At 71.2% G+C, this 16575-nt stretch carries 17 protein-coding genes; 13 read left to right on the plus strand and 4 right to left on the minus strand.

The features are described 5' to 3' along the window. Positions 1 to 88: 88 nt before the first annotated feature. Both ACFVYX_RS22710 and ACFVYX_RS22715 read left to right on the plus strand, forming a co-directional pair. Positions 89 to 1168 (plus strand): dihydrodipicolinate reductase, encoded by a 1080-nt coding sequence (locus tag ACFVYX_RS22710; protein WP_389683239.1) that lies wholly within the window; start codon positions 89 to 91, stop codon positions 1166 to 1168. Next, complete coding sequence (locus tag ACFVYX_RS22715; protein WP_389683240.1) at positions 1165 to 1653, plus strand: carboxymuconolactone decarboxylase family protein; 489 nt, start codon at positions 1165 to 1167, stop codon at positions 1651 to 1653. The genes ACFVYX_RS22710 and ACFVYX_RS22715 overlap by 4 nt, the downstream gene beginning before the upstream one ends. 80 nt (positions 1654 to 1733) lie before the next feature. Here ACFVYX_RS22715 and ACFVYX_RS22720 read toward each other — a convergent pair whose 3' ends face one another. The 3 genes from ACFVYX_RS22720 to ACFVYX_RS22730 all read right to left on the minus strand — a co-directional run bounded on the left by ACFVYX_RS22720 (position 1734) and on the right by ACFVYX_RS22730 (position 6413). Beyond that, on the minus strand, positions 1734 to 3386 hold the full coding sequence (locus ACFVYX_RS22720) for a GMC oxidoreductase (RefSeq protein ID WP_389683241.1): 1653 nt from the start codon (positions 3384 to 3386) through the stop codon (positions 1734 to 1736). A gap of 85 nt (positions 3387 to 3471) precedes the next feature. After that, positions 3472 to 4905, minus strand: a complete 1434-nt coding sequence (locus ACFVYX_RS22725; protein ID WP_389683242.1) for an aspartate ammonia-lyase — start codon at positions 4903 to 4905, stop codon at positions 3472 to 3474. A 392-nt stretch (positions 4906 to 5297) separates the two neighbouring features. After that, the gene (locus ACFVYX_RS22730) at positions 5298 to 6413 is read right to left on the minus strand and encodes an asparaginase (RefSeq protein WP_389683243.1); all 1116 of its coding nucleotides are present in this window, start codon (positions 6411 to 6413) and stop codon (positions 5298 to 5300) included. 118 nt (positions 6414 to 6531) lie between these two features. Here ACFVYX_RS22730 and ACFVYX_RS22735 point away from each other — a divergent pair, with 118 nt between their 5' ends. The 10 genes from ACFVYX_RS22735 (at position 6532) to ehuA (ending at position 14848) form a co-directional block, all read left to right on the plus strand. Continuing rightward, positions 6532 to 6996 (plus strand): Lrp/AsnC family transcriptional regulator, encoded by a 465-nt coding sequence (locus tag ACFVYX_RS22735; protein ID WP_389683244.1) that lies wholly within the window; start codon positions 6532 to 6534, stop codon positions 6994 to 6996. Positions 6997 to 7204: 208 nt separating this feature from the next. Further along, entirely contained in the window at positions 7205 to 8008 is an 804-nt protein-coding gene (locus ACFVYX_RS22740; protein ID WP_389683245.1) for an endonuclease I family protein, read from the plus strand. Positions 8009 to 8464: 456 nt separating this feature from the next. Then, positions 8465 to 9004: a diaminobutyrate acetyltransferase gene (gene ectA / locus ACFVYX_RS22745; RefSeq protein ID WP_389683246.1), complete on the plus strand. Its 540-nt coding sequence runs from the start codon at positions 8465 to 8467 to the stop codon at positions 9002 to 9004. Positions 9005 to 9062: 58 nt separating this feature from the next. Continuing rightward, the gene (gene ectB / locus ACFVYX_RS22750; protein WP_389683308.1) at positions 9063 to 10328 is read left to right on the plus strand and encodes a diaminobutyrate--2-oxoglutarate transaminase; all 1266 of its coding nucleotides are present in this window, start codon (positions 9063 to 9065) and stop codon (positions 10326 to 10328) included. Between the two features lie 33 nt (positions 10329 to 10361). After that, positions 10362 to 10781, plus strand: a complete 420-nt coding sequence (locus tag ACFVYX_RS22755) for an ectoine synthase (protein ID WP_389683247.1) — start codon at positions 10362 to 10364, stop codon at positions 10779 to 10781. 54 nt (positions 10782 to 10835) lie between these two features. Then, positions 10836 to 11732 carry an ectoine hydroxylase gene (gene thpD / locus ACFVYX_RS22760; protein ID WP_389683248.1) on the plus strand — a complete coding sequence of 299 codons (897 nt, stop codon included), beginning with the start codon at positions 10836 to 10838 and terminating at the stop codon, positions 11730 to 11732. Next, on the plus strand, positions 11729 to 12646 hold the full coding sequence (gene ehuB, locus ACFVYX_RS22765) for an ectoine/hydroxyectoine ABC transporter substrate-binding protein EhuB (protein ID WP_389683249.1): 918 nt from the start codon (positions 11729 to 11731) through the stop codon (positions 12644 to 12646). The genes thpD and ehuB overlap by 4 nt, the downstream gene beginning before the upstream one ends. Positions 12647 to 12658: 12 nt before the next feature. Continuing rightward, positions 12659 to 13417: an ectoine/hydroxyectoine ABC transporter permease subunit EhuC gene (gene ehuC, locus ACFVYX_RS22770; RefSeq protein WP_389683250.1), complete on the plus strand. Its 759-nt coding sequence runs from the start codon at positions 12659 to 12661 to the stop codon at positions 13415 to 13417. Further along, the gene (gene ehuD / locus ACFVYX_RS22775) at positions 13417 to 14052 is read left to right on the plus strand and encodes an ectoine/hydroxyectoine ABC transporter permease subunit EhuD (RefSeq protein WP_389683309.1); all 636 of its coding nucleotides are present in this window, start codon (positions 13417 to 13419) and stop codon (positions 14050 to 14052) included. Before ehuC ends, ehuD begins: the two co-directional genes overlap by 1 nt. Then, entirely contained in the window at positions 14042 to 14848 is an 807-nt protein-coding gene (ehuA, locus tag ACFVYX_RS22780) for an ectoine/hydroxyectoine ABC transporter ATP-binding protein EhuA (RefSeq protein WP_389683251.1), read from the plus strand. The genes ehuD and ehuA overlap by 11 nt, the downstream gene beginning before the upstream one ends. Positions 14849 to 14966: 118 nt before the next feature. Here ehuA and ACFVYX_RS22785 read toward each other — a convergent pair whose 3' ends face one another. Next, complete coding sequence (locus ACFVYX_RS22785) at positions 14967 to 15839, minus strand: RNA polymerase sigma factor SigF (RefSeq protein WP_389683253.1); 873 nt, start codon at positions 15837 to 15839, stop codon at positions 14967 to 14969. Positions 15840 to 16022: 183 nt separating this feature from the next. On the opposite strand from ACFVYX_RS22785, the gene ACFVYX_RS22790 reads away from it, so the two are divergent. Then, entirely contained in the window at positions 16023 to 16448 is a 426-nt protein-coding gene (locus ACFVYX_RS22790; protein WP_389683254.1) for an ATP-binding protein, read from the plus strand. Positions 16449 to 16575: the final 127 nt, after the last annotated feature.

Here is a 16575-nt window from a genome sequence, read left to right on the forward strand (position 1 = left end):
GGTGGTCCGACCTCTTTGATCTGACGATCCGTCAGATCGCCTTGTCGCGGGTCTGGGAACCTTCGGGGCGCGGCGCTACCCTCCGCGCATGATTCGGACGGTGGTGTGGGGTACCGGAAACGTCGGGCGTGCGGCGATCCGCGCCGTGGACGCCCATCCTGGTCTGGAGCTCGCGGGCGTGCTCGTCTCCGATCCGGCGAAGGTCGGACGGGACGCGGGGCGGCTCGCGGGGCTCGGCCGCGACCTCGGGGTGGTGGCCCGCGACGACGTGGGCGCGGTACTCGACGGGCGGCCCGGGGCGGTGGTCTACGCGGCTTCCGGCGACACCCGGCCCGACGGGGCGCTCGACGACGTCGCGCGGGCGGTACGGGCGGGCGCGGTGGTGGTCACGCCCGCGCTGTACCCGCTGTACGACCAGCGCAACGCACCGCCCGAGTTCCGGGACCCGGTGCTCGCGGCCGTCGCCGAGGGCGGCGGTTCGCTGTTCGTGTCGGGGGTCGACCCGGGCTGGGGCAACGACGTGCTGCCGCTGCTCGTGAGCGGGCTCGGCAGCACGGTGGACGTGATCCGCTGTCAGGAGATCTTCGACTACTCGACGTACGAGCAGGAGGACTCGGTCCGGGACCTGATCGGCATGGGGCGGCCCCTGGAGTACGAGCCGCCGATGCTGCTGCCGTCGGTGCCGACGATGGTGTGGGGCGGGCAGGTGCGGCTGATGGCCCGCGCGCTCGGCGCCGAACTCGACGCGATCCGCGAGACGGTGGCCCGGCGGCCGCTGGAGTCCACCGTGCGGACCCGGACGATGGGCGTCTTCGAGGCGGGCACCCAGGGGGCGATCCGCTTCGAGGTGCAGGGGATCGTCGGTGGTGAGCCCCGGATCGTGATCGAGCACGTGACCCGGATCCACCCCTCATGCGCGCCGGACTGGCCGGTGCCGCCGGACGGTGCGGGGGCGCACCGGGTGATCGTCGAGGGAAGTCCCCGGATCGAGGTGACGGTGGCCGCGACCGCCGAGGGCGAGAACCGGTCGGCGGGCGGGAACGCCACGGCGGTGGGCCGGCTCGTGGGGGCGATCGACTGGCTGGTGGCCGCGGAGCCGGGACTGTACGACGCGCTGGACGTGCCGTTGCGGCCGGCGGTCGGGAAGCTGGGAAGGAGACCACGGTGATCATCGACATTCCCGAGGGCCAGGAGCCGATCGGATACGTGTGGGGCGACATGGTCCCGGAGATCGGGACGGCTGCGGCGAACTTCTCGCTCTCGGTGTACGCCCATACGACGCTGGGCCTGCGCGAGTTCGAGGCGGCGCGGCTGCGGATCGCCCAGATCAACGGCTGCGGCTTCTGTCTGGACTGGCGTACGGACCGGGACGGCGTGAAGGTCGAGGAGGGTTTCGACGAGGCCGTCGCGGCCTGGCGGGAGACGGAGGTCTCGGAGGCCTTCGACGAGCGGACACGGCTCGCGGCGGAGTACGCGGAGCGGTACGCGCTCGACCATCACGGTCTGGACGAGGAGTTCTGGGGCCGGATGACGGCCCGGTACAGCCAGGCGGAGATCGTGGAGCTGACGATGAGCCTGGGCTCCTGGCTGGCGTTCGGGAGGCTCAACCGGGTGCTGGGACTCGACACGGTGTGCGTGCTGCCGACGCACTGAGGGCGTGGCGCGCGGAAGGGCCGGCCGGGTGAACCCGGCCGGCCCGCCCGCGTCGCACGTCGTCGATCGTCGTCGATCGTTCAGAAGTCCTCGGCGACGATCCGTTCTATGTTGCGTTCGGCGAGGGCCGTGATGGTGACGAACGGATTGACGCTGGCGTTGCCGGGGATCAGGGCGCCGTCGATGACGTACAGGCCGGTGTAGCCGTGGAGCCGGCCGTGGTTGTCGGTCGCGCGGCCGAGGACCGCGCCGCCGAGCGGGTGGTACGTGAGGTGGTCGCCCCAGATCTTGTACGCGCCGAAGAGGTCGGTGCGGTAGATCGTGCCTTCCTTGGCGTTGATCTTGTCGAAGATGGTCTTCGCGGCGTCGATGGAGGTCTGCTTCCAGGCCCGGTCCCAGCTCAGGTCGACCGTTCCGGTGGCCGCGTTCCAGGTGAACTCGGCCCGGTGGGGGGTCTTGGTGATGGAGAGGTAGAAGGAGGCGTAGGTCTCGATTCCGGTGGGCAGCGGGGCGACCTCGGCGAAGGCGCCGCCCGCGTCCCAGTTGTCGATGCCGGCGGTCGGCATGGCCGACTGGAGCTTGCCGGTGGGATCCCACATGTGGTTGGCGCGGCCGCACATGACGTTGCCGTTGTCGCCCCAGCCCTTGCCGATCTGGTCGTTGAGGGCGGGGAGGGCTCCGGTGGCCTTGAGACGGGTGAGGAGCTTGCTCGTCCCGACGCTTCCGGCGGCGAAGAAGACGGTGTCGGCGGTGACGGTCTTGCGCGCGAGGGTGGCGCCGGTGGTGTCGATCTGGTCGATGGCGACCGTGTAGCCGCCGCCGGCCGCCGGGGTGACGGAGGTGACCTTGTGGAGCGCGGAGACGGTGACACGGCCGGTGGCCGCCGCCTGGGCGAGATAGGTCTTCCGGAGGGTCTTCTTGCCGTGGTTGTTGCCGTAGATGACCTCGCCGTCGAGGGCCGACCTCGGTACGGCTCCGGCGGCCTCCTGCTTCATGTACTCCCAGTCGTAGACGTTGGGGACGAAGACGAAGGGGAAGCCGGAGCGCTGGGCGTGCTTGCGGCCGACGCGGGCGTACTGGTAGCAGGAGGCGCTCTCCCACCAGGCGGGGTCGACGGCGGTGACGCCGAGCCCGGCGTTGGCGCGGGGGTAGTACGTGGAGTACATCTCCGCCGCGTCGACGGTGGGGAGGATGGCGGCGAAGTTCTCGCGGCGCGGGGTGACGGCCATGCCGCCGTTGACGAGGGAGCCGCCGCCGACACCGCGGCCCTGGTAGACGGTGATGCCGGCGAAGTCCTCGGCGTCGAGGATGCCGGTGTGGCGGGGGACGTCCTTGTCGAGGGGGAAGCCGAGGAAGTTGCTCAGGGGCTGCTTGGTGCGGGTCCGCAGCCAGAAGGAGCGGTAGTCGGGCCGGGTGGTGTTGGCGAAGACCTTGCCGTCGGGCCCGGGGGTGTCCCAGGCCATGCCCATCTCGACCATGTGGACGTCGACGCCCGCGCGGGCGAGACGGAGGGCGGCGACGGAGCCGCCGTACCCGGTGCCGATGACGAGGGAGCGGAGGCGGGCGCCGGTCGGGACGGGCGTGTCGGGGAGGGCCGTGAGGCCGGTACCGGCGTGCGCGGGGACGGCGTGACCGACGACCGCCGCGGCGCCGAGAAGAGAACCTGTTCCCGCGAGGAACCGGCGACGGCTGACGCCGCCGGTTCCCTTTGCGGGCAAGGAATGTTCACTCATGTGATGTTCCTCACTCGTGAGCGAATGGGAACATGTTCTACTGTCGCCCGTCGGGGAAGTCACGAGAAACCGACGGGTAACTTCCTCAGCCCACGGACGGCCCCGGAGCACCGGTGAGGCGCTCGGGGGTGAGCAGCTCCGCGAGCCGGTGGGCGGGCAGCAGGCCCTTCTCCAGGGTGAGTTCGACGACCCCGCGCCCGGTGGCGAGCGCCTCCTGCGCGATGGCCGTGGCGGCGGTGTAGCCGAGGTGCGGGTTGAGCGCGGTGGCGAGGCCGATGGAGTTCTCGACGGCCGCCCGGAGCGCCTCGGTGTTGGCGGTGATGCCGCTGACGCACCGCTCGGCGAGGGTGAGACAGGCGGCGCGCAGGGAGAGGAGGCTCTTCGACAGGGCGTGGAAGATGACCGGTTCGAAGGCGTTGAGCTGGAGCTGCCCCGCCTCGGCCGCCATGGTGATGGTGATGTCGTTGCCGATCACCTCGAAGGCGACCTGGTTGACGACCTCGGGAATCACCGGGTTGACCTTGCCGGGCATGATGCTGGAACCGGCCTGGACCGGCGGCAGGTTGATCTCGTTGAGACCCGCACGCGGCCCGGACGACAGGAGCCGCAGGTCGTTGCAGGTCTTGGAGAGCTTCACCGCGATGCGCTTGAGGACGCCGGAGAGCTGCACGAAGGCGCCGCAGTCCTGGGTGGCCTCGATCAGGTTGACGGAGGTCACCAGCGGCAGGCCGGTGAGATCGGCGAGGTTGCGGCGGGCGGTCTCGGCGTAGCCGGGGGCGGCGTTGAGGCCGGTGCCGATGGCGGTGGCCCCGAGGTTGATCTCGTGGATGAGCTCGACCGCCTCGGCGAGCCGGCTGCGGTCCTCCTCCAGCATCACGGCGTACGTGGAGAACTCCTGGCCCAGCGTCATGGGCACCGCGTCCTGGAGCTGGGTGCGGCCCATCTTCACGACCTCGCGGAACTCCAGGGCCTTCGCGGCGAAGGCGTCCTGGAGCACGGCCATCGCCTTCAGGAGTTCGCGCGCCGCGCCGATCGCCGCGATGCGGATCGCGGTCGGGTAGACGTCGTTCGTCGACTGGCCGAGGTTGACGTCCTCGTTGGGGTGGAGGCGGTCGTACTCGCCCCTTGCGTGGCCGAGGAGTTCGAGGGCGCGGTTGGCGACGACCTCGTTGGCGTTCATGTTGGTGGAGGTCCCGGCGCCGCCCTGGACGACGTCGACGACGAACTGGTCGTGGAGGTGTCCCGTACGGATCTCCCGGCAGGCGCCCGCGATGGCGTCGGCCTTGTCGGCGGGGAGCAGCCCGAGCTCCTCGTTGGCGCGGGCCGCGGCCTCCTTGACGGCGGCGAGCGCGTCGATGAGCAGCGGGTACACGGAGATCGGGGTGCCGGTGACGGTGAAGTTCTCGGTGGCGCGCAGGGTGTGGACACCCCAGTAGGCGTCGGCCGGGACGTCCCGGTCACCGAGCAGATCGTGCTCGCGGCGGACGGGAGCGGGGTGCGGGGCCGGGGCGGGAAGCATGGAATGCGGTCCTTGGGGAGGGGAGGGGAGGGGAGGGTGTGGTTCGTACGAGGGAGGTCCCTGCCGTGGGCAGGGCGAGACGACCGGGCGGCGGACCGTGGACAGGGCGGGACGACCGGGCGGGGTGCCGTGGACAGGGCGAGGCGGCCGGGCGGCGGGCCGTACGGCTGGTGAGCTGACGTGTGAGAAGGGGGCCCGGCTCCGGAGCTGACGTGACGGTAGGAGAGGGGGCCTGCGGGTGGCCGTCGGAGGGAGTTGGCTCCGGCTCGCGGGCGGGCGGGGGGGTGCTCCGCCCACGAGCCGGGGTTCTGGGGTGCGCCGGGTCAGGGCCTGTCCGGCCCTGGTGGGACCGTCCGGCCTTGGTGGGACCGTCCGGCCCTGGTGGGACCGTCCTACGCGCGGGCGGCGACCGCCGAGGCCGAGCGGGAGCCGCCGGTGGCGAGGGCCGGCTCCACCCGGACCGGTCCTTCGAGGAGGCGGCGCAGGAGAGCCGTGCTGCGCGCGGGGTCGCCGGAGCCCGACCCGCCCTCGGCGAGGAGCGTGGCGAGGACCGCGATCCGGGCCTGGGCCGCGCGGAGCGTGCCGGTGAGCAGCGCTCCGGCGGCGACGAGGTCGACCGCGCCTCCGCCGGTGTAGATCTCCGCGAGCGGACCCGCGGGGACCCTGGTGGTCACGGCGACGAGGACGCCCTGGGCGACCGCGTCGGCCACGGCGGCGGCGATCTCGGGGGTGGCGTTGCCCGCGCCGGTGGCGACGAGGACGATGCCGCGGGCGCCGGCGGCGACGGCCGCGTTCATGAGGAAGGGGTCGCCGTCGGAGTGGTGCGTGACGATGGCGACTCGGGGCAGCTGGACGGCGTCGGGGAGGTCGGGGTTCGCCCGGTACGCGGCGGACGGCAGCGGCAGGGGCGCCGGGCGCTCCGGCTGCCGCTCGATGTCGACGCGGGAGAACCCGACGCGGCCGAGGCGCTCGGCCGACGGGTCGGAGAAGGCGTCGGCGGCGAGCGTCTGGCTCTTGACGGTGCCGCGGGCGGCGTGGACACGGCCGTCGAAGACGACGAGGACGCCGAGGTCGCTGACGGTGGAGGCGACCTGGAGCGCGTCGTAGAGGTTGCCGGGGCCGTCCCCGTCGCCGGTGCCGAAGGGGCGCTGCGCGCCGGTGAGGACGACCGGGCGGACGTCCGTGTGGTGGAGGTCCAGGAAGAAGGCGGTCTCCTCCAGGGTGTCGGTGCCGTGGGTGATCACGATGCCGTCGACACCGGGGTCCGCGAAGGTCTCGTGGACGGTGCGCAGGAGGGCCAGCTGGTGGGCCGCGGTCATGCGCGAGCTGTTGACGTTGAACAGGTCGACGACCTCGACGGTCACGCCCTCGGGGAGGGGGGCGGTGGCGAGGACGTCGTCGCCGGAGGCGTCGGCGGCGTAGCCGGTGCCCTGCCAGCGGCTCGCGATCGTGCCGCCGGTGCTGATGACGACGATCCGGCGCGCTCCCCCGTCGTTCGTCCGCTTCATGCCTGCCGTCCTTACTCCGTACCGAAATCGCCGTGCGCCGCAACGATAGGGCAGGAGGCGCGCAAGGCGATTGCGAAATCCGCTGCAGAAATGTTTCGTTGTGGTAGACAATTGCGCCATGGACCGAATTGATCTCCATATCTTGCGCGAGCTTCAGAACGACGGCCGACTGAGCAACCAGGAGCTGGCCCAGCGGGTGGGCCTCAGCCCGTCCCCCTGTCTGCGCCGGGTGCGCCAGCTGGAGCAGGACGGGGTGATCCAGGGCTATCGGGCGATCATCGACCCGGACGCGGTGGGGCGGGGCTTCGAGGTCCTCGTCTCGGTGGAGGTGAGGCGGGACCGGGAGACCGTGGAGGCCTTCGAGGCGGCGCTCCAGGACGTGCCGGACGTCATCGAGGCGTACCGGCTCTTCGGCAGCCCCGGGTGCCTGCTCCGGATCGCGGTGGCCGACCTCGCGGCGTACGAGCGGCTGTGGATCGAGCGCCTGACGACACTGGCCGGGGTCACCGAGGTCAACTCGCAGATCATCATGAAGCGCATCAAGGAACCGAAGGGGATGCCGGTGGACGTTCTGGGTGTATGACCCGCCCGATGGGGCCCGGCGGCCGCCCGTGACACGGGCGGCGCGCCCGTATGCGAGAACGTCACAGAAAATCCTCCTCCCGGTTACACGGCCGGTCCCCCCGCCGTGTCACGCTCCCGGCTGACAAGAAGTCAACACGCGTAGAACGCGAAGCCTTTGAGCGGGCCCGCGTTCCCTCGCGTGACGTCCCCGGGAAAGGGCACCCCCCATGTCCGTTGCACAGACAGGCCGCTGGAAGGCGTGGGTGGCATCCATAGCCGCCGTCCTCGTCACCCTCACCCTTCCGACGGTCACCGCGACTCCCGCGAGCGCCACGACCACCGCGTACGACAGCACGTACTACAAGAACGCGATCGGCAAGACCGGTCCGAGCCTGAAGTCCTCGCTGCACACGATCATCAGCAGCCAGAGCAAGATCTCGTACGACGCCGTCTGGAACGCCCTGAAGGTCACCGACCAGGACCCCAACAACAGCGGCAACGTGACCCTGCTGTACAGCGGCGTCTCGCGCAGCAAGTCCCTCAACGGCGGTGACGTGGGCGACTGGAACCGCGAGCACGTGTGGGCGCAGTCCCACGGAAGCTTCGGCACCTCGGCCGGCCCCGGCACCGACCTGCACCACCTGCGCGCCTGTGACGTCCAGGTCAACAGCATCCGCGGCAACAAGGACTGGGACATGGGCGGCAGCCCGGTCAGCGGCGCCACCGGCAGCTACACGGACAGCAACTCGTTCGAGCCGCGGAACGCGGACAAGGGCGACGTGGCCCGGATGATCCTCTACATGGCCGTGCGGTACGAGGGCGACGACGCCTGGGCCGACCTGGAGCCCAACGACTCGACCACCAACGGCAGCGTCCCCTGGCACGGCCGCCTCTCGGTCCTGAAGCAGTGGAACACGCAGGACCCGCCGAGCGCCTTCGAGGAGCGCCGCAACGACATCATCTTCAACACCTACCAGGGCAACCGGAACCCGTTCATCGACCACCCGGAGTGGGTCGAGGCGATCTGGTAGCCCGACCGCGACCGCGGTGAACGGAGCCGGGCCGGGCTCGCCACACCCCGGCCCGGCTTCCGCCTTTCCTGTGCGGCCCCACCGCCCCGCCTTTCGGTGGGGCCCACTCCCCCACCGCCCCGGCCCGGCTTCCGCCTTTCCGGGAGTGCCCACTCCCCCGCCGCCCCCGCACCGCCCCCGACGGTCCATGTCGACCCGTACGCCTGACCGCTCCCGGCGTCCTCAAACGCGAAATCCCGGACGTTCTCACGTTTCTGAGGAACCGCATCTCAGGCCACGGAGGCGTTACACAGCCGTTATAAACGGTGGATTTGCCCGGTTTCATCCCGATTTTCCGTGCAGTGGACAGCGGATTTCCTCCCCAGCGGCCCTCGGTGCACCTATCACGGTCTCCCCGCGTCGAACAAGGCCCTGGCCCCAGGAAGTTCCGGGATCACCTCGGTAACTTCGGCGCCCATGACCACTGCCCCTTTGACCCCCATGACCTCCCCGGTCGACGGCGTCTCCGTCGGCCCTGCCCGGCTCGCCGACGGCGCCGAGCTCTGGCGGATCGCGCGCGGCTCGGGGGAACTGGACCTCAACTCGCCCTACAGCTATCTGCTGTGGTGCCGCGACTTCGCCGACACGACCGCTGTCGCCCGTGACCGCTCCGGGCGCCCGGTCGGCTTCGTCACCGGCTATCTGCGGCCCGACGCGCCGGAGACGCTCTTCGTCTGGCAGGTCGCCGTCGAGGGTTCGCACCGCGGAAGCGGGGTAGCCGGGACCCTGCTCGACGCCCTGTCCGCACGTGTGGCCGCAGAGCACGGAGTCAGCCGCGTCGAGGCCACCGTCACCCCGGGGAACCTCGCGTCCGACCGGCTGTTCCGGTCCTACGCGCGCCGGCACGGCGCGGACCTGACGCAGGAGGTGCTGTTCCCTTCGGCCGCCTTCCCCGCGGCGGGACACGAGTCCGAGGTGCTGTACCGCATCGGCCCCCTCGGCCTTCCGGCGTCCTGACCCCGTCCGCACCCGCACCACCTTCCCGAACCACACCTGGAGAAGAGACTCCGTGACCCTGATCGACATCGCCGCCCCCTCCGTCTTCGAGAGCCTCGAATCCGAGGTCCGCAGCTACTGCCGTGCCTGGCCCGTCGTCTTCGAACGCGCCAGCGGCAGCCGGCTGTACGACGAGCACGGGCGTCCGTACCTCGACTTCTTCGCGGGCGCGGGCTCACTCAACTACGGGCACAACAACCCCGCTCTCAAGCGGGCGCTGCTCGACTACCTCGGCAGCGACGGCATCACCCACGGCCTCGACATGTCGACGACCGCCAAACGCGACTTCCTGGAGACCTTCCACGAGACGGTCCTCGAACCCCGTGCGCTGCCCTACAAGGTGATGTTCCCCGGCCCCACCGGCACCAACGCCGTGGAGGCCGCCCTGAAGCTCGCCCGCAAGGTGACCGGGCGCCAGACCGTCGTCTCCTTCACCAACGCCTTCCACGGGATGTCGCTCGGTTCGCTCGCCGTCACCGGCAACGCCGCCAAGCGCGCCGGCGCGGGCGTCCCGCTGAACCACGCCATCCGGATGCCCTTCGACGACTACCTCGACGGGCGGCTCCCCGACTTCCTCTGGTTCGAACGGCTCCTGGACGACGCCGGCTCCGGCCTCGACCACCCGGCCGCCGTGATCGTCGAGACCGTCCAGGGTGAGGGCGGCATCAACGTGGCACGGGCCGAGTGGCTGCGGGGGCTCGCGGAGCTCTGCCGCCGGCACGACATGCTCCTCATCGTCGACGACGTCCAGATGGGCTGCGGACGCACCGGCGACTTCTTCTCCTTCGAGGAGGCGGGCATCACGCCCGACATCGTCACCCTGTCCAAGTCCATCAGCGGATACGGCCTCCCCATGGCCCTCTGCCTGTTCCGGCCGGAGCTCGACGTGTGGCAGCCCGGTGAGCACAACGGGACCTTCCGCGGCAACAACCCGGCCTTCGTCACCGCCACGGCCGCCCTCGACGCGTACTGGCGCGACGGCGCCCTGCGCGAGCGCACCCTGAGCCGGGCCGACCGGGTGGAGAGCGCTCTCCTCGACCTGTGCGGGGGCGACGGCCGCTCGGGGCTCTCGGTCCGGGGCCGTGGCCTCGTGTGGGGCCTGGAGTTCGCCGACGGGGAGCGCGCCGAGGCCGTGTGCCGGCGCGCCTTCGAGACGGGTCTGCTCCTGGAGACGTCGGGTCCGTCCGGTGAGGTGGTCAAACTCCTGCCGCCGCTGACCGCGACGGACGACGAACTCGACGAGGGCCTCGGCATCCTGGCCCGTTCCGTCCGCCACACCGCCTGAACCCGCCCCACCCGGATCCGAGAGGCACCACCCATGATCGTCCGTTCCTTCGACGAGCTCGAGAACACCGAGCGGCACGTAAGGGCCGCGTCGGGCACCTGGGAGAGCAAGCGCATCGTCCTGGCCCGCGAACGGGTCGGTTTCTCCCTCCACGAGACGGTGCTGTACGCCGGCACCGAGACGTCCATGTGGTACGCGCACCACGTCGAGGCGGTCGTCTGCACGGCGGGCGAGGCCGAGCTCACCGACCACGAGACGGGCCGCACGTACACGATCGTGCCCGGAACGATGTACCTGCTCGACGGGCACGAGCGCCACACCCTCAGGGTCAAGCGGGACTTCCGCTGCCTGTGCGTCTTCAACCCGCCCGTCACGGGGCGCGAGGACCACGACGAGAACGGCGTCTATCCGCTGCTCACCGAACCCGAGGACACCGTCCGGGACGACGCCTGAGCCCACGGCTCGCGACCGGACCCACCCGTACGAGAAAGGAAGGCACGCTCCCTCATGACCTCAGCACCCACCCGCCCCGTCGACCTCTACCCCACCCGTGGCCCCCGGGAGGAGCTGATCGGCCGCAAGGACCCGGTCGTGTGGTCCGAGCCCGGTACTGCGGGTCCCTTCTGGGCCCGTGAACTGGAGGAGTACGACCGCGACGGGTTCGTCACGGTCGACGAGATCGTCACCCCGCACGAGGTCGAGGAGCTCCGGGCGGAGCTGGACCGGCTCGTCTCCGACCCCGCGGTACGGGCGGACGAACGGGCGGTCGTCGAGCCCCGCTCCCAGGAGATACGTTCCGTCTTCGAGGTCCACCGGATCAGCGAGGTCTTCGGCCGGCTGGCCGAGGATCCGCGGGTCGTCGGGCGCGCCCGCCAGATCCTCGGCTCCGACGTCTACGTCCACCAGTCGCGGGTCAACGTCAAGCCCGGCTTCGGCGCGAGCGGTTTCTACTGGCACTCGGACTTCGAGACCTGGCACGCCGAGGACGGCCTGCCGCAGATGCGGACCGTGTCGGTGTCGATCGCGCTCACCCCGAACCACACCACCAACGGCAGTCTGATGATCATGCCGGGTTCGCACCGCACCTTCCTGAGCTGCGCGGGTGCCACACCCCAGGACAACTACAAGAAGTCGCTCCAGATGCAGGACGCCGGCACGCCGTCCGACGAGGCGCTCACGACGTTCGCCGAGGCCTGCGGCATCCGCCATTTCACCGGTCCCGCGGGCTCGGCGACCTGGTTCGACTGCAACGCCCTGCACGGGTCGGGCGACAACATCACCCCGTACCCCCGGAGCAATGTGTTCCTCGTCTTCAACAGCGTCGAGAACCAGCCCGAGGCGCCCTTCGCCGCCCCGGTCCGGCGGCCCTCCTTCATCGCCGCGCGCCCGTGGGACCGCGCGTGACCGGTCCCGCGTCCCCGGCCCGGCGCCGCTTCCTCGGCAGAGCGGCACTCCTGGGCGGACTCGCCCTCACGGCGGGTCCGCTGGCCGCCTGCACCCGCACCCAGGTCGGGTCGGGAGCGCCCGTGAGCGACGGCGGACTCCTGGCGAGACTGCGCGAGCAGGGGTTCGTACGGGTCGGCTTCGCCGGTGAGGCGCCGTACGGCTTCCAGGACGGCGCCGAGCTCGCCGGCGAGGCCCCGACGCTGCACCGCGAGATCTTCACGGCGCTCGGCGTGCGCGAACTGCGCCCGACGCTGACCGAGTTCGGCGCGCTGATCCCCGGCCTTCTCGCGGACCGGTTCGACGTCGTGAGCGCGGGCATGTCGATCACCCCCGAGCGCTGCGCCAAGGTCCTCTTCTCGGAGCCGGAGTTCGTCTCCCCCACCGCGCTGATGGTCCGCGCCGGCAATCCGAAGGGGCTCAGCGACCTGAAGTCCTGTGCGGCGAAGGGCGCCACCGTCGGTGTGCTGACCGCCGCGGTGGAGGCGTCCTACGCCAAGGCGGTGGGCGTGCCGGAAAGGTCGGTGAAGGCGCTGGCGAAGCAGCAGGACGGTCTCGACGCCCTCCTGGCCGGCCGGATCGACGCCTTCGCCCTGACGGCCATCTCACTGCGCTGGCTGGCGCGGACCAACCGGGGCGCCGGGGTGGAGGTGGCCGAGCCGTTCGTTCCGGTGGTCGACGGCGTACGGCAGCTCGGCGCGGGCGGAGCCGTGTTCCGGCCGGGGGCGACCGCGCTGCGGGACGCCTTCAACGGGGAGCTCCGGAAGATCACCGGCTCCCCCGACCGGTTCGTGGAGCTCGTCGGGCGCTACGGCTTCACCGCGAGCGAGGTGCCGCCCCGCTCGCTGCGGACCGCCGACCTGTGCGGTGGCTGAGGGGTGGCCGGCGTGGCTGACGTGATGTCCGTCGGGGCCGGCTCGCAGTCCGTCGGGTCTGGCTCCGTGCCCGTCGGGTCCGGCTCCCTGCCCGTCGCGGCTGACTTCCTCCCCGAGCTCCGCCGCGCGCTGCCGAGGCTCGCCGAGGGGCTCCTGGTCACGGTGGAGGCGACGGTGCTCGGCGCCGCGCTCGCCCTGGTCCTCGCGTACGTGCTGGGGCTCTCGTCCCGGTCGGCGCGGCTGCCGGTGCGGGGGGCGGCACGGCTCGTCGTGGAGTTCTTCCGGGGGACCTCGCTGTACGTGCAGCTCTTCTGGCTGTTCTTCGCGCTGCCGATGATCGGCTTCCGGCTTGAGCCGCTCGCCTGCGCCGTCCTCGCGCTCGGACTCAACTTCGGGGCGTACGGCGCCGAAGTGGTGCGGGGCGCGGTGGCCTCGGTGCCCCGTGCCCAGACCGAGGCGGCGATCGCCCTGTCCATGGGGCCCGCGCTGCGGCTGCGACGGGTGGTGCTGCCGCAGGCGCACGCCGTGATGGTCGCGCCGTTCAAGAACCTGCTGATCCAGCTGCTGAAGGCGACGCCGCTGCTCTCCCTGGTCACCGTCCCCGATCTGACGTTCCAGATCGACCAGTTGCGCTCGGCGACGGGCTCGACGGCGGCCTCGTACCTGCTGCTCCTGGGGCTCTACTTCGGCATGGCCGTCGTCCTGAGTGTCCTCATGAACGCCCTGGAGCGGGCCGCGAAGGCCCGCCTCGGGCAGGAAGGAACCGCGTGATGTGGGACGGGGAGGCGGCACGGGCCGCTCTGCCGGTCGTCCTCGAAGGGTTCGTCGTGACCCTGGTCGCGACCGTGCTCGCCTTCGCCGTCGCGGCGGTCCTGGGGCTCGTGCTCGCTCTCGTCCAGCGCGGGGGGCCGCCGTGGCTGGCGCTTCCGGTGCGCGGGGCGGCCGGGTTCGTCCGGTCGACGCCGCTCCTTGTGCAGCTGTTCGCGGCCTGGGTGCTGATCCCTGGCCTCGACGCGCCGACGCTGGGCGTGCTCGTCCTCGGCGTGCACTACGCCACGTATCTCTCCGAGGTCTACCGGACGGGCATCGACGCCGTGCCGAAGGGGCAGTGGGAGGCGTGCACGGCGCTGTCGCTGCCGCGCCGGCGGGTGTGGCGGGCGGTGGTCCTTCCGCAGGCCGTCCGCAAGGTGCTGCCGCCGCTCGGCAACTACGCGGTCTCGATGTTCAAGGAGACGCCCCTGCTCTCGGTGATCACGGTGCACGAGATGGTCCACGAGGCGAACACCTTCGGCAGTACCCACTTCGCCTATCTGGAGAGCTTCACCCTGGCCGCCGCGGTGTTCCTGCTCGCGAGCTGGCCGACGTCCGTGCTCGTACGACGACTGGAGGCACGCCTTGCCCACTGAGGAGCTGGCGGTCCGCCCGCCCGCCGAGAACCCGGCGGTCCGCTTCGACCGGGTCACGAAGCGGTACGGGGACCACACCGTGCTCGACGGCCTCGACCTGGAGGTCGCGCGCGGGGAGCGCGTGACGCTGATCGGCCCGAGCGGCTCCGGGAAGACGACGATCCTGCGGCTGCTCATGACGCTGGAGCGGGTGACCGGAGGGGTCATCCACGTGGACGGGCAGCCCTTCTCCCACATGCCGGGCCGGGCGCCCGGGAAGCTGGTGCCGGCGAACGAACGCCATCTGGCCGCCCGGCGGCGCCGGATCGGCATGGTCTTCCAGCAGTTCAACCTCTTCCCCCATATGAGCGTCCTGGACAACGTCGTGGAGGCACCGGTCCATGTGCTCGGCGAGAGCCGGGAGAAGGCGGTCCATGAAGCCCGGGAGCTGCTCGACCTGGTCGGGCTCTCCGACAAGGTCGACGCCCGGCCGATCCGGCTCTCCGGCGGCCAGCAGCAGCGGGTGGCCATCGCCCGCGCGCTCGCGATGCGTCCCGAGATCCTGCTCCTGGACGAGGTGACGTCCGCGCTCGACCCGGAGCTGGTGGCGGAGGTGCTCGACGTGCTGCGGGACGTGGCCCGGAGGACCGACATCACCCTGCTCTGTGTGACGCACGAGATGGGCTTCGCGCGGGACGTCTCCGACCGGATCCTGATGTTCGACCGGGGCCGGATCATCGAGTCCGGCCCGGCCGGGGAGCTCCTGGACTCACCCGGCCATGAACGGACGCGCGCGTTCCTAGGGGCGGTCCGCTGAAGTCTCGCTCCGTCGAGGATTCGGTCCGTGTGAAGTCCGGTCCGCCGGGGAGCGGTGTGCGGTGGGGCATGTGCGGCCCGGCGGACAGCCGGGCCGCACATGCCCCACCGCCGTCCGCTCAGGTCTCGGTCCCCTGCTCGATCATGCCTTCCCGCAGCCTGTTCAGGCTGCGGGCCAGGAGGCGTGAGATGTGCATCTGGGAGACGCCGAGCCGCTCGCCGATCTGGGTCTGGGTCAGCTCCTCGACGAAGCGGAGGTGCAGGATCAGCCGGTCCCGCTCGTCGAGGGCCTCCACCAGCGGGGCGAGCGTGTGGAAGTCCTCGAACAGTTCGAGCGCCGGGTCCTCCTCGCCGATGAGGTCGGCCAGGGCGGCGTCGTCGTCCTCGCTGTCGCCGTTGCCGACCGTGGCGTCCAGGGACGTGGTGTTGTAGCCGTTGGCGGCCACCTGGGCCTCCACGACCTCCTCCTCGGTCAGGTCCATGACCGGTGCCAGCTCCGCGACCCTGGGGGTCCTGCCGAGCCTCGAGCTCAGCTCGTCGGTGGCCTTCGCCAGCTCGACGCGGGCCTCCTGGAGCCGGCGCGGCACGTGGACCGCCCAGGTGGCGTCGCGGAAGAACCGCTTGATCTCGCCCACGATGTACGGCACGGCGAAGGTGGTGAACTCCACCTCGCGCGACAGGTCGAAGCGGTCGATCGCCTTGATCAGGCCGACCATGCCGACCTGGACGATGTCCTCCATCTCGTCGCCCCGCGCGCGGAACCGTCCCGCCGCGTACCGCACCAGCGACATGTTCATCTCGATGAGGGTGTTCCTGACGTACTGATGCTCTTCCGTCCCCTCCTCCCGCGCCGCCAGCTCCCGGAAGAACACCTTCGACAGGGTGCGCGCGTCACGAGGTGGCACCTCGTGTGGTGCGTCGAGAACGGGCAGGTCCTCACGCGTACCGCTCGTCACGTACGTCGTCGTTGCCTCGGCCGTCTCTGTCCGCACGGGAACAACCTCCTCCTGTTCGCGGTCCGTTCAGTGGCTCCCGGTTCTCGTACCCCCGCTTCCCGGGGGCATTCCCTCATCCGTGAACTCCCCCTTCCGCTCCGGAGGCAAGGAATCAGCGGGACTCGAACGGGCAGGCGGAAAGCGACACCTGTCGAGGAATCAGGAAGAAAGGGACTCGTGATGAACACCCGGAGCGACACCCGGTCCCGGGCGCCCGGGGCGGACCCGCACGGCGCCGGACCCGACGGACCGTCCCCGGTCCGCACACCGGCCCAGGCACGGCACGTCGTCCGCCACGCGCTCGCGGCTCTCGGCACCCAGCGGCACTCCCAGGCCGACGACCTGCTGCTCGTCACCTCGGAGCTGGTCACGAACGCGCTCCGCCACGGAGGCGGTGTCACCGGCTTCGGGCTCAGGGTCGGGCCCGACCGTGTGACAGTGTCCGTGGCCGACGCCAGCTCGGACTCCCCGCTCTACGAGCTCCGCGACGAGCCGCGCCCCGGCGGCTACGGCTGGCCGATCGTGCTGCGGCTGTGCCGCGAGGTCACCGTGGACGCCCACGCGCACGGCAAGACCATCCACGCGACCGTGGCGTTCGACCGATGACCCGCGGGCGGACGCGGACGACGCCCACGCGGGAGGGGGGAGGTGGTGGTTGGACAAGCGCAGCCCGGTCTCGGCGACAGCTCTCCGAGCCCCCGCGACACGTCCGTCGCGCGTATGGCGGCTTCGG

The organism is Streptomyces sp. NPDC058326, assembly GCF_042879855.1.
Classification (GTDB): Bacteria; Actinomycetota; Actinomycetes; order Streptomycetales; family Streptomycetaceae; genus Streptomyces.